This is a genomic window from Lyngbya sp. CCAP 1446/10, assembly GCF_026130175.1.
Lineage (GTDB): Bacteria > Cyanobacteriota > Cyanobacteriia > Cyanobacteriales > Microcoleaceae > Microcoleus.
On record NZ_JAIGNI010000044.1, the window covers coordinates 1 to 12,790 of the forward strand.

The 12,790-nt window shown below is 46.0% G+C and carries 11 protein-coding genes and 1 pseudogene; 11 read left to right on the plus strand and 1 reads right to left on the minus strand.

All coding sequences use genetic code 11. From position 1 onward, the window contains the following. The 7 genes and pseudogenes from K4039_RS18315 to psbM all read left to right on the plus strand — a co-directional run. Nucleotides 1–260 (plus strand): annotated as a pseudogene (locus tag K4039_RS18315) (hypothetical protein); the annotation flags it as partial. 61 nt (nucleotides 261–321) lie between these two features. Then, complete coding sequence (locus tag K4039_RS18320; protein WP_265237217.1) at nucleotides 322–654, plus strand: DUF433 domain-containing protein; 333 nt, start codon at nucleotides 322–324, stop codon at nucleotides 652–654. A 6-nt stretch (nucleotides 655–660) separates the two neighbouring features. After that, a complete protein-coding gene (locus tag K4039_RS18325; protein WP_265237218.1) occupies nucleotides 661–1,014 on the plus strand; it encodes a DUF5615 family PIN-like protein in 354 nt (117 codons plus the stop codon). A gap of 239 nt (nucleotides 1,015–1,253) precedes the next feature. Beyond that, nucleotides 1,254–2,639, plus strand: a complete 1,386-nt coding sequence (locus K4039_RS18330) for a TIGR03279 family radical SAM protein (RefSeq protein ID WP_265237220.1) — start codon at nucleotides 1,254–1,256, stop codon at nucleotides 2,637–2,639. A 139-nt stretch (nucleotides 2,640–2,778) separates the two neighbouring features. Continuing rightward, the gene (locus K4039_RS18335; RefSeq protein ID WP_265237222.1) at nucleotides 2,779–4,632 is read left to right on the plus strand and encodes a TolC family protein; all 1,854 of its coding nucleotides are present in this window, start codon (nucleotides 2,779–2,781) and stop codon (nucleotides 4,630–4,632) included. A 175-nt stretch (nucleotides 4,633–4,807) separates the two neighbouring features. Next, nucleotides 4,808–5,104 (plus strand): (2Fe-2S)-binding protein, encoded by a 297-nt coding sequence (locus K4039_RS18340; RefSeq protein WP_265237224.1) that lies wholly within the window; start codon nucleotides 4,808–4,810, stop codon nucleotides 5,102–5,104. A gap of 251 nt (nucleotides 5,105–5,355) precedes the next feature. After that, nucleotides 5,356–5,469 carry a photosystem II reaction center protein PsbM gene (psbM, locus tag K4039_RS18345; RefSeq protein ID WP_194012816.1) on the plus strand — a complete coding sequence of 38 codons (114 nt, stop codon included), beginning with the start codon at nucleotides 5,356–5,358 and terminating at the stop codon, nucleotides 5,467–5,469. Nucleotides 5,470–5,568: 99 nt separating this feature from the next. On the opposite strand, the gene K4039_RS18350 is transcribed toward psbM, so the two are convergent. After that, a complete protein-coding gene (locus tag K4039_RS18350) occupies nucleotides 5,569–6,423 on the minus strand; it encodes a universal stress protein (RefSeq protein ID WP_265237227.1) in 855 nt (284 codons plus the stop codon). A gap of 143 nt (nucleotides 6,424–6,566) precedes the next feature. Here K4039_RS18350 and K4039_RS18355 point away from each other — a divergent pair, with 143 nt between their 5' ends. The 4 genes from K4039_RS18355 to K4039_RS18370 all read left to right on the plus strand — a co-directional run bounded on the left by K4039_RS18355 (nucleotide 6,567) and on the right by K4039_RS18370 (nucleotide 12,690). Then, nucleotides 6,567–7,067: a thioesterase family protein gene (locus tag K4039_RS18355; protein ID WP_265237229.1), complete on the plus strand. Its 501-nt coding sequence runs from the start codon at nucleotides 6,567–6,569 to the stop codon at nucleotides 7,065–7,067. A gap of 188 nt (nucleotides 7,068–7,255) precedes the next feature. Beyond that, nucleotides 7,256–8,320, plus strand: coding sequence for a DMT family transporter (locus K4039_RS18360; RefSeq protein ID WP_265237231.1), 1,065 nt, complete (start codon nucleotides 7,256–7,258; stop codon nucleotides 8,318–8,320). A gap of 22 nt (nucleotides 8,321–8,342) precedes the next feature. Continuing rightward, complete coding sequence (locus K4039_RS18365) at nucleotides 8,343–9,518, plus strand: ATP-grasp domain-containing protein (RefSeq protein ID WP_265237233.1); 1,176 nt, start codon at nucleotides 8,343–8,345, stop codon at nucleotides 9,516–9,518. A gap of 202 nt (nucleotides 9,519–9,720) precedes the next feature. Continuing rightward, nucleotides 9,721–12,690 carry a right-handed parallel beta-helix repeat-containing protein gene (locus K4039_RS18370; RefSeq protein WP_265237234.1) on the plus strand — a complete coding sequence of 990 codons (2,970 nt, stop codon included), beginning with the start codon at nucleotides 9,721–9,723 and terminating at the stop codon, nucleotides 12,688–12,690. Nucleotides 12,691–12,790 lie beyond the last annotated feature (100 nt).

Below are 12,790 nucleotides of genomic sequence, written 5' to 3' on the forward strand. Positions count from 1 at the left end.
GCAATTTTACTAGCTTTTTCATTTTAACCCTTTTTTGGCATACTCGCCAAAGTGAGATGCACCCGATAAAACCTGCTGAGGGAGCGCCGCCAGAGGTAAAAGTATGGCAGATTATTTCCACGCAAGAAGTGAAACCAGTAAAACCCTCTGATGTAGCACAATGGATACGGCAAGCAATGCAACTCGGATGGCAGCCAATGCGATCGGGAATACCTTTTAATGTGCAGATTGCAGGAGGACGTGCAGAAAAAATATATTAGAGCCGGGAGTGTCGATCGGCTATGCTGAAGATAGAAAATTCACACCACCCTCAATCTCAAAATGCTACTCGTGCCGACGGCTGAACCAATTCCGCTTGTGGCTGATGCAAACGGTGTCATCCGCATTAGCACAACCAGAGTCACCTTAGATACAGTCCTTACAGCTTTTCTAGAAGGAGCCACAGCAGAAGAAATCCGGGAACAGTACCCGTCTCTTGAACTTTCGGATATTTATTTTGCGATCGGCTACTACTTGCGACACCAATCGGAAGTTGACGCTTATCTGATGGAACGTCAACGTCTTGCCGCAGAAGTTCAGCAGGAAGCAGAAAGGCGTTTTAACCCAGTTGGAATACGCGATCGCTTATTAGCAAGACGCAACCAAAAAGGGTAGTTTTATATGCTACGATTATTGGCTGATGAAAACTTTAACAATCAAATTGTTCGGGGTATTTTGCGGCGGAATCCCGATGTTGAGATTGTCCGCGTTCAAGATATAGGACTCAGAAAAGCAGACGATCCAACAGTCTTAGAATGGGCTGCGCTGCAAGGGCGGGTTGTACTAACTCATGATGTAGCAACCATGACCAACTTTGCCTACGATAGAATCGAAGCAGGTTTGGCGATGCCAGGGTTATTTGAAGTCAGCCGCCGTGTTGCAGTGGGTTTGGCGATTGAGGAAATTTTGCTAATTTCTGAGTGCAGTCTGGAAGGAGAATGGGAAGGACAAGTGCGATTCTTACCTTTACGCTAACTGCCATAAAATTGTCATAATTCAATTAATGATACAGATTTAATGTGACTTAATAAATACAATAAATCATTTGAAAGCTTGTGGATTGTGGGTCGATCGCACTTCACAAACACCTATTTTTTCCTAGGCGGTCTGCTTGACAAATGGTATAAATTATGATATGAGTTGAGACTTGATTAAAATATAAAATTAATTTTTGAATAGCAATTTATCAAACTTGAAAATGCAAGCGCGATCCTATGAGCGAATCCTCAACCAAACCAGCCAGAATTACCAAAGTTATCCCCGACAGCATCTGCGCCGAAATGGGATTTGAACCCGGAGACTCCATCGTCGCCGTTAACGGCCAAAAACCCCGCGACTTAATCGACTATCAATTTCTGTGCGCCGATGAATTTCTCGAACTAGAAGTTTTAGATACCAAAGGCAAAACTCACAAGTTAGAAATAGAAAAAGAGTATGACGAAGACTTGGGTGTGGAATTTGAAACCGCCCTCTTCGACGGACTAATTCAGTGTAACAACCGCTGCCCTTTTTGCTTTATTGACCAGCAACCTTCGGGAAAGCGCGAAACTCTTTATTTCAAAGATGATGACTATCGCCTCAGCTTTCTTTATGGCAGCTATCTCACTCTCACTAATTTGACTGAAAAAGAGTGGAACCGAATCGAACAAATGCGGCTTTCTCCTCTCTACGTTTCCGTTCACGCTACGGAACCGGATGTGCGAATTCGCTTGTTGAAAAATTTTCGGGCTGGGAAGATTCTCGAACAAATCAAATGGTTTCAAGACCGCCGCTTGCAAATTCATGCTCAAGTTGTGGTTTGTCCGGGGATTAATGATGGCGAACATTTGGAACGCACTTTGTTAGATTTGGCAAAGTTTCATACCGGAAATATTCCGGCTGTGGCATCGGTGGCTGTGGTGCCGGTGGGTTTAACTCGCTTTCGCCCTGCGGCAGATGAATTAATTGCTGTAACTGCCCAAAAAGCGCGGGAAGTAATCGAGCAAGTGCAGAAAATTCAAGGGGTTTTGAGTCAGGGAAAAGGTGGCGGAAAAACTAAGAAAAAGAGTTCAAAATCGCGCTGTATTTGGCTGGCTGATGAGTGGTTTTTAATCGCTGGTTTAGATTTGCCGTCGGCGGCAGATTATGAGGATTATCCCCAAATTGGTAATGGTGTGGGCTCTATCCGCCAGTTTATTGGGCAGTTTGAAACGGCTTTTGCGAAGCTGCAACCGCTGCCGGTTATTCCACCTCGTAGGTTGGTTTGGGTGGTGGGAAATGCTGTTGAAAAGGCTTTTGAGCCGATCGCACAACAACTAAACCAGATTCCCGGCTTGTCTGTCAATATGGCAGCACTCTCCAGCCGCTACTGGGGACAAACTATCACTGTCACGGGTTTGCTCACCGGGCAAGATTTGCTCGAAGCTTTGCAGGGGCGAGACTTGGGAGATGGCATCTTGCTGCCCTCGGTGATGCTAAAACAGGGTGAACCGCGTTTTCTCGATGATATGACCGTAGAACAGCTCGAAAACTCGCTCAAAACCCGGATTTTGCCGGTGAGTGGCGTAGAGGAACTAATCTCGGCGGCGATCGGTCTGGCAACTGCTGAAGTTCAATTGTAAATGTCGATCGAACATTCAAAAACAACATGAGTACGGTAATTATGACTTGTAACTATCGAGTTCAGGCTACAAGCTAGAAACTTAAGACCTCAATCTTGATCTAAAATTGTCTCTAGAATTGCAAAGTAATTAAAAAATTATGCGTGTTTTTCGTCAAATCGTGGTGGTCGGAGTGGGCGCTGCAATTACTTTCAGCAACGCCGGACAGAGTGCTTCAGCACAGCCTCCGGCTAAATCTCAGGACAGTTGGGCCCTTGGCAATCAGCTCGAATTAGCATCGACCTCGAACACAAATCCAGCATCAGATCCCGAACAGTCGATCGCCCTTAACGCCCCAACCTCTGAGTCTCAGCAGCCCGAAGCAGTTAAGATCGCAGCAACTCCCCCAAGCGAGCCCTCGCTGGCATCACAGCCTCAGCAGCAGGAGTATTTGGCGCAGTCTCCAACGCCGACACCGACAAACACTCGGCAGCAACCTGTTCCCAGTAGCCCCAATAATGTTCCGATACCGAGTTCCCCGGTACCAATTCTCCGGGGCACTCCGAATGAAACTTTTCCGCCTCTAACCCCGAAGGGCATTCTAGACACCAAGCCCCCGGCTTCCCTGGAACCCAACCCGAATCCGCTACAGTTTCCGACTAAGCCGGAGGATGTCAGGATCGAGGAAACTCAGTCAATTACTTTGCAACAGGCGATCGATCTGGCCCGCCGCAACAGCCAAGTTTTACAAATTGCCCAGAAGCAAGTCGAACAAACTCGATCGGGTGTGCGGGAACAGCAGGCTGCTTTATTTCCCGATCTGACTTTTCAAATGACCGCGAGCCGCCAAGTCAGCGCCAGCGGACAGATTGGGGTGCAGACTCGGCTGCGCCGCAATGAGACTTTGCCGGCCAACCAACAACTGCCGACGAATTCTCCCGATTTCCAAAATTTCGGCAGCATCGGTCTCAACAACACTTTGCAGTTGAGCTACGACCTCGACATTTTCGGCCGCCGCACCGCTAATATCAATGCGGCTAGGGAACAGTTGCGCTTCCGGGAACTGGATTTGGAGCGCCAAGCCGAGCAACTCCGCTTCGACACTGCTGAGACTTACTACAACCTACAAAACTCCGACGGACAAGTTGCTATCCGCCAAGCTTCTGTGAGAAATGCCCAGCAAAGTTTGCGGGATGCCGAAGCTTTGGAACGGGCCGGGGTGGGAACCCGCTTTGCTGTGTTGCAGGCTCAGTCAAATGTAGCTAACGAAGTGCAGCAACTGTCAGTGGCCCGTCGCGATCAGCGGGTGGCCCAGCGCAGGCTGGCTGAGATTTTGAATATCAGTCAGTCGGCGAACTTGACGGCGGCTGACCCGGTGGAGCAAGCTGGTTCCTGGAGGCTGTCTTTGGAAGAGAGTATCGTGCAGGCTTTTAAGAATCGCCCTGAGTTGGAACAGCAGTTAGTACAGAGGAATATCAGCCAGCAGCAGAGGCGATCGATTCGGGCGGGGGGGCTGCCTCAAGTTAATGTCACTGGTTCCTACAACTTCCAGGGGGTAACTACTGACAACTCAGACCCGTTTGCAACTCGCGGTTGGGGGAGCGGGTATGCGGTGCAAGCGAATCTGACTTGGAATTTCTTCGACGGGGGCGCGGTGAAGGCGAGGGTTAAACAGCGGGATGCTGATATCTCGATCGCCGAAAGTCGATTTGACCAACTCCGCAACCAAGTGCGCCGGGAAGTGGAACAAGCGTATTTTGGCTTAGAGTCGAGTTTTGAGAACATCGAAACTTCTGAGGCGGGGGTTTTACAGTCGAGGGAAGCTTTGCGTCTGGCCAGACTCCGGTTTCAAGCTGGCGTAGGCACTCAGACGGATGTGATTCAGGCGGAAACAGATTTGACTAGGGCTGAGAGAAACCGGTTGTCGGCAATTGTCAACTACAACCTGGGGCTTTCGTCTCTCCAGCGCGCTGTGAGCAATCTTCCGACTAATAACCTCTCGGATGCTCCTTGACAGTTGACAGTTGACAGTTGACAGTTGACAGTTGACAGTTGACAGCTTGTCGAAGGGTTGGGTTGGGGCGATCGACCTTTAATCGCAAAGGATGAGACATCGGGTATGAAACGTCCGACACATTAGTTAATATTTGGTTAGAGAGCTCCATGTCAACTGCGTTAAGGAATCGGCTATGGCTAATATCAAGTTTGTGAAGGAAAATCAGGAAGTCATCGCAGCCGATGGAGCCAATTTGAGGTTCAAAGCTCTAGAAAACCGCATCGACTTGTACACGTTTTCGGGAAAAATGATGAATTGCGGGGGCATCGGTCAATGCGGCACCTGCATTGTGGAAATTGTCGAGGGCGGTGAAAATCTGTCGCCCCGCACTGACTTTGAGAACCGCAAGCTCAAGAAAAAGCCCGAAAACTATCGATTGGCTTGTCAAACTATCGTCAACGGCCCGGTGAGTGTGAAGACTAAGCCGTAGCTGGGGTTTCTGAACGAAGAGGGAAGTTCGGCAACGGATTCCGTAACGGATTTAACGGATGTAACGGATGGGAGGGAAGTTCGGCAACGGAATCCGTAACGGATTTAACGGATGTAACGGATGGGAGGAAGGAAGAGGGAGGAAGAAGTAGACATTCTCTGGCTCTGGGATGCTTCGAGTTTTCCTTTTGCCTTTGAGTGTTATCCTAGTTGTGTGTGTTTTCCTATTTTTTAATAAAGGCTGGGGTCTTCATGGAAGTTAACGATTTAGGGTTTGTGGCAACCATTCTGTTTGTATTGGTTCCCAGCGTTTTTCTAATCATTCTGTACATTCAAACCGCTAGCCGTCAAGGTAGAAAAGAATAGCAACTGGTGCTATTTTTGTCTGGCTTTGCTAGTTGCAAAAAAAAGCGCCAACAGCTTTTTGCTGGGGCGCTTTTTTTGTTGACTGTCACGGTTGAGAGTTTAGCTGGCGACTGTGCGGGCTAGCAAGACGGGACAGTTGGCGTAGACTCGCACGTAGTCTGATAGGGAATTTCCTAGGAGTCGATCGAGATCCAGAAAGTTTTTAGCAACGTTTGGTCGCCGATCCGGGGAACCGATCACCAACAAGTCCGCATTCACCTCGTCTGCAATCTGACAAATTGCTTCACCGGGCTTGCCTTTGGCACTCACGCAGCGGTAGCTAATTCCCAGTTGTTTCGCGAGTGCTACTCCCGGAGCCAACACAGAGTCTTTTTCAGCAGTTGCTGTGACATCTTCGCTGTATTTTCCCGTCAAATCTTTGGTAACGTGTACTAGAATTATCTGCCCGCCACTGACTTCTTTGACGAAAGATAGCGCAAGCTGCAATGACTGTTTGGCAGATTCTGAGTTGTCGAGCGCCACCATGACGCGCCTGATTCTTTTGACATAGATGTCGTCTTTTACTAACAGCATCGGTCTCGATGTTAGCTGGAAAACGTACTGACTGACTGAGTTTTCCAAAATCGATTGCAGCCGTCCGAATCCCCGCGAACCCATAATTACTAAGTCGGATTGTTCTTCTTCTGCGACTTGGCAAACTGTGGTTTTCGGGTCTCCCTGTTTCAGCCGTGGATTGACTTTGCTGGGGTCGATTTTTAAAGACTGGACTGCTTGTGCTAAAATCTTGCCTCCTTCTTCCAACTTGTCGGCCATGCCATCGGATGTTACTTGGGGTGGCACGACGTGCAAGACGGTGACAGAGCTTTGTTGCAAGGAAGGGATGTCCATCAACATATTAAACATCTCTTCGCACAAGCCACGACCGGCGACGGCTACTAAAATTTTTTCGATCATGGTTTTTGGCGGTAAAAACGGTTGAGTTTTGTTGTGCGACGCTCTCACTAGGGCGTTGCTGCTCTAGTGGGTTAATGTTAAGCATAAGCCTGAAGTTTGCTTTATGATTTGTAGAAATGTAGCGTTTTGGAACAATTTGTAACGTGTTAGAGAACGATCGAACTCAACCAGAACTCGCACCGACTGGTGCTATTCAAAATCGACCCGGTATCGATTCTGAGGGCTGGTTTGAATATTTGGTGCGAGTCTACCCTCACCATACTGACTACAGCGGCGCAGTTTGGCACGGGACTTATCTGGCTTGGATGGAGGAAGCGCGGGTGGAAAGTTTACGCTCTCTTGGCATCGAGTATGCAGAGTGGGTGGCGCAGGGTGTGGAATTGCCCGTGGTGGAGCTTTCGCTGCGCTACCACCGCTCTGTGCAAATGGGTCAATCTGTGGCAGTCAGAACGCGGATGCTTGCTGGCGAGGGTGTGCGGCTGCTTTGGGATTACGAAATTCGATCGCCCGATACGCAGGAATTATACGTGACGGCGCAGGTAACTTTGGTTGGTGTCGATCGGGAAAAAGGCAAGATTATCCGCCAATTGCCACCGGCGCTCAAGGAAGCTTTGACAAAACTTTCTGCTAAACCTTCAACATAAGCTGCTGTTAACTACCAAAAATATAGTCCTGCACGGGTCGCCAGAAACCGGGTTTTTTGTCAAAAATTTGGTTGTAGGCCGCAGATTCTCTAAAAAACCCGGTTTCTTGAGTAAGGAGTGCGTAATTCCTGAGCTGGTTTTTGCAGTCTTCTAATTTATACTTTCAGCCTTGGTGGGAATTTTCAATAATGTCAAAAAACTTGAAAGTAGCAGAGCAAAATATTGATGCACAGCGCAATATATTAGGAGACGAGCAGTTAATACCTGCGTTAATAACTGAAGACAAAACTATTGTTTCTGGAAACCATGACAATTTAAACAACGGTGAATTAGCTGACGACAGTTCAGGTAAAATTTGGGCGATCGTCTCGCTGTCGGCGGCGCTGCTGGCGGTGTCGCTGGCAGCCATTTTTATCAGGTTGAGCGAACGAGAAATCAGCCCGAATGCTACGGTTTTTAACCGTTTGTGGATAGCAACTGCGGTGTTTGGACTGTGGAATGGTGCGGATGCTGTGCGTCGCCGAATGTCTGGGAATGAGGTTGAAGTGCGATCGCCCTACACTCTGAAGGATGTGATGCTATTAACAGCCGTCGGCGTGGTTTCTTCTGCTTCTCTCGGTCTCTGGGCCTGGTCGCTAACTCAAACTAATGTCGCTAATTCAACTGTACTACGCAACTTAACTCCTTTATTTACTACTTTGGGGGGATGGCTGCTGTTGGGACGGCGTTTTGACAGCAGGTTTTTGCTGGGATTGGTGGTGGCGTTGGGAGGTGCGATCGCGATCGGCACTACAGACTTGCAAATCGCCGGAGAAAATTTTACCGGGGACATTGCTGCTTTGTTATCCGCAATGTTTTATGCAGCAAATCTGCTGATTGCGGAAGATTTGCGAACCAAGTTCCCGGCGACAACTATATTGATGTGGCGCTGTTTGATTGGCAGCATCTTGATTTTGCCCTTGGTTTTGCTGGAGGGCGATCGAATTTTCCCTTATTCTTGGGAGGGATGGCTGGCTGTAATTGCCTTGGCCGTGATTTGCCAAGCTTTTGGCCAAGGACTTCTCATCCACAGTCTCGGCACTTTGTCATCGGGATTTGTCGCCCTTTTTCTGCTGCTAGAACCAGTAATTACGGCGATTATTGCCTGGATGCTATTTTCCGAAAGTTTGAGCTTGTTTAATTGGTTCGCTTTCTCTGTAGTTTTGGCTGGAATATATTTAGCCAAATCGAGCAAATATGCCGATCGCAAATAAAACAAAAAAGGAAACAACTTAAATGGTAGCAACATCAATCGGCAAAACTTCCTGGCATTACGACTTTAGTTTACTCCCTCAATACTTAGAAAAGCTGTTTGCCAAACTGCGGATTGCTGTAGTGTTCGGCGGCAACTGCGATCGCCAGGGAGCCGTGATTTACAAAACTCACAATCCCCGTTCTTGGAAAAGCTACGAAATCGTCGCCCGCGAGATTGCCCAAGCATTAACAGAAATTGGTTTTAAGCAGGTTTTTGTCATGCCTGACGACATGAACTTGCCGGAACAACTAAAACAACAAAATATCCATTTAGTGTGGCTAAATACGGGCGGAGTCCAGGGCTACAATCCTGTTTGTCATACTCCCGCCTTGCTAGAAATGTTGGGAATGCCCTATATCGGTCACAATCCTTTAAATAGTTCAACTTTAGATAACAAACACGCATTTAAACGGGAACTGCAATCAGTCGGAATTCTAACCGCTCCGTTTATGACTTGGCATCCTTCTCAAGGAATTTTGCAGCCTAATTTGCACGAGCGTTTTGCCATTGCTTTTGGCGAGTATCAAGGGCCTTTTGTGGTCAAACCAGTATCGGGTCGCGCTTCGCTGCACGTTCATTTTGTAGACAAAATTGATGGTTTATCTGAGGCGGTTTCCGAAGTTCACCAAGCAACTCACAATACTGCTTTAATTGAAAAATATTTGCCGGGACGAGAATTTTGTGTAGCAGTTTGTGGATATGTAACTCATGCTAAAGGTGGTTTTACTAAAAACACAAAACCCTTTGCTTTTTCGACGGTAGAGAGAATTTTCGGATCGGAGGAACGCATCTTTACTTCTATGGATAAAAAGGCGATTACGGCCGATCGCGGGCGGTTGATGGGCGCGGAGGAACCAGAACTAAAACAAAAGTTAATTGAGTTGGCTCGCAAAATCTATTGGGAGTTCAGCTTGAACAGTTTGGTGCGGATTGATGTCCGCAGCGATGCTGATGGAGAACTTTATGTTTTGGAAGCAAATCCGAAACCGGATCTCAAACATCCAGGCGAAAATGTGACAAGTTTGGTTGCTTTGGGTTTGGCGGAATACGGGATGAGTTATAACGATTTAATTTTTAGTTTACTGGCGGATAGATTGGATTATTTGCTGACTCAACATATCGGGATTGTTTCTCATATTGTGGATTTGCTTCGTTAATCTGACTTTGGTAAAATATTTCACTGTCGGGTGCGCCTTGCGCACCTTATCTGTGGGTTTTTTGTAAATAAATATGAATTGTCGCAGCAAGTGAACACAAGCGCGCAAGTTGTGATAGCTTTGAGTAAGATAGCAATTTCTGAATGTCCCTTTTTTGGGGCAAGCATCAGGGTAACTCAATTTATATCAATTAAATAAACAAATGGAAGCATTACTTTTATTAATAGGATTTGCAGGCGGTGCATTAATCTGCTGGCTAATTTTGAAAAAGCGAAATTCACGCAATTTGGTGCGGATGCATGGTTCGCAGGAGGCTATATCAAATTTAGCCTCTCAGTTGGACGCCAGAACTTCGGAATTGCGGCAAAAAATACAGAATGAAAATCAGTTAAATTATGAAGTGTCTGATCTGCAAAGTCGCTTAGAAATTGTGACTAGGGAGCAAGATCTTTTACATAATCAAGTATCGCAATTGGAAGAATTTTTGGCAGGAATTGCTGAAGAGCGATCGCAAGTTGATTCTCTGATTGCTGATTTGCAGTTTCAGCTAGAAAATGCTGAACAAGCTGAGTCGCAGTTAGCCCAAGTGGCAGAATTTCAATATCAGTTAGAGGTGGCGCATCAAGAGCGATCGCAATTTAACACTCAAATGCTGGAAATGCAAGCAGAATTAGAGACGGTTGATGCAGAACGTTCTCAATTGCAGGCTTTGCTGTCGGAATTTGACAACCAGTTGGAAGCTGTTAATCAAAACAGATCGCAGCTACAGTATCAGTTATCGGAAATTCAAATTAAGTTCGATCGCTCAATTCAAGAGCGCGAGCAACTTCAGTCTCAATTTTCTGGCTTGCAAGCTCAACTGGAGAGTGCAGAGCAAGAACGAGAAATACTCAACTCTCAATTGGAAACCGCCCACCAACAACCAAATCAAGCGCAACCTGAATTATTAGAGCTGGAAAGACAGTTAGAAGCAGCCAATCGAGATAAAATGCAGTTAAACTCTCAATTGTCTGAGCTGCAAAGTCAATCAGAGACAGTTATTCGAGAGCGAGAACAACTGCTTTTTCAGTTGTCAGAATTGCAGGCTCAAGTAAATCCCAGCGAGGGAGATAACTCCCAACTTCTGTCTAAATTATCGGAACTGCAAGCTCAATTAGAAACTGCTGACACTGAGCGATCGCAGCTTGCGGCTCAACTCTCGGAATTCCAAACTCAAATCGAGCAAGCCAACCAAAATCAAAATCAACTGCAATCTCAAATATCCGAGTTAGAAAGTCAGTTAGAAAGCGCGCATCAAATTCGCTCAGAATTGGAATCGCAGCTTGCGGCTCAACTCTCGGAATTCCAAACTCAAATCGAGCAAGCCAACCAAAATCAAAATCAACTGCAATCTCAAATATCCGAGTTAGAAACTCAGTTAGAAAGTGTGACTCAAATTCGCTCAGAATTGGAATCGCAGCTTGCGGTTCAACAGTCGGAATTCCAAACTCAAGTAGAGCAAGCTAACCAAAATCAAAATCAACAGCAATCTCAGATATCCAAATTAGAAATTCAGTTAGAAAGCGTGACTCAAATTCGCTCAGAATTGGAATCGCAGCTTGCGGCTCAACAGTCGGAATTCCAAACTCAAATTGACACAGCCAACAAACATCAAAATCAACTGCAATTTCAAATATCTGAGTTAGAAACTCAGTTAGAAAGTGTGACTCAAATTCGCTCAGGATTGGAATCGCAGCTTGCGGCTCAACAGTCGGAATTCCAAACTCAAGTCGAGCAAGCTAACCAAAATGAAAATCAACAGCAATCTCAGATATCCAAGTTAGAAACTCAGTTAAAAAGCGTGACTCAAATTCTCTCAGAATTGGAATCACAACTTGCGGCTCAACTATCGGAATTCCAAAATCAAATCGAGACAGCCAATCAGAATCAAACTCAACTGCAATCTCAAGTATCTGAGTTAGAACAACAGTTAGAAAGTGGGCGTCAAACTCGATCGCAATTGGAGTCTCAACTCAATTCTCAACTATCGGAATTCCAAAATCAAATCGAGACAGCCAATCAAAATCAAACTCAACTGCAATCTCAAGTATCTGAGTTAGAACAGCAGTTAGAAAGTGGGCGTCAAACTCGATCGCAATTGGAGTCTCAACTCAATTCTCAACTATCGGAATTCCAAAATCAAATCGAGACAGCCAATCAAAATCAAACTCAACTGCAATCTCAAGTATCTGAGTTAGAACAGCAGTTAGAAAGTGGGCGTCAAACTCGATCGCAATTGGAGTCTCAACTCAATTCTCAACTATCGGAATTCCAAAATCAAATCGAGACAGCCAATCAAAATCAAACTCAACTGCAATCTCAAGTATCCGAGTTAGAATATCAGTTAGAAACTGTATATCAAGAAAGGTTGCAGCCAACGGAAATTTCTGCAACAGCCGAAGCATCTCCCAAATTTGAATTAGTACAAGAAATTGCAGAATCAACCTCAGAATCAGCAGCTTCAAAAACTCAAGAATTTGTGGTTTCTCAGCAAGGTCAAGGAGATTATACCACAATTAACGAAGCGCTGAAAAATGCTGTTTCAGGTATGAAAATTTATGTGCATCCCGGCTTGTACCAAGAAAGTCTAATTATCGACAAATCGGTAGAAATTATCGGCAGCATAGAAGCGGGTAGCGTCACTGTTGAAAGCAGCGATTCAAACTGCATTTTAATGCAAACAGACAGTGCTTTAGTGCGAGGTTTAACGCTGATCACAACGGGCAAATATTACGCTGTAGATATTCGCAAAGGCGAGTTAATCATAGAAGACAGCGATATCACTTCTGCCAACTATTCTGTGGTGGTAATTTGTGGCCCCGATGCTAATTCAGTAATCCGCCGCTGTCAAATTCACGATGGAATATGGAACGGAATTTTCATCTCTGATCATGGCAAAGCAACGGTAGAAGATTGCAATATCTATGATAACGGCAGTCTGGGAATCGGTGTCGGATTGGGAGGAAAGTTGATCGTGCGCCGCTGTCGGATTCATGGTAATGAAGGTGAGGCGATCGCAGTTTACAGAGATGGCATTGCTACGGTGGATGATTGCGATTTGACAGGCAATTCTGGCGGTGCTTGGCGGATTGTAGATAACGGATATGTGCGTGGTAAAGACAATCAAGAATAGAAGAAGTCATTGGTCATGAGTCATTGGTCATTGGTCATTGGTCATTAGTCATTGGTCATTAGTCATTAGTCATTGGTCATTGGTTATTAGTCATTTGTTA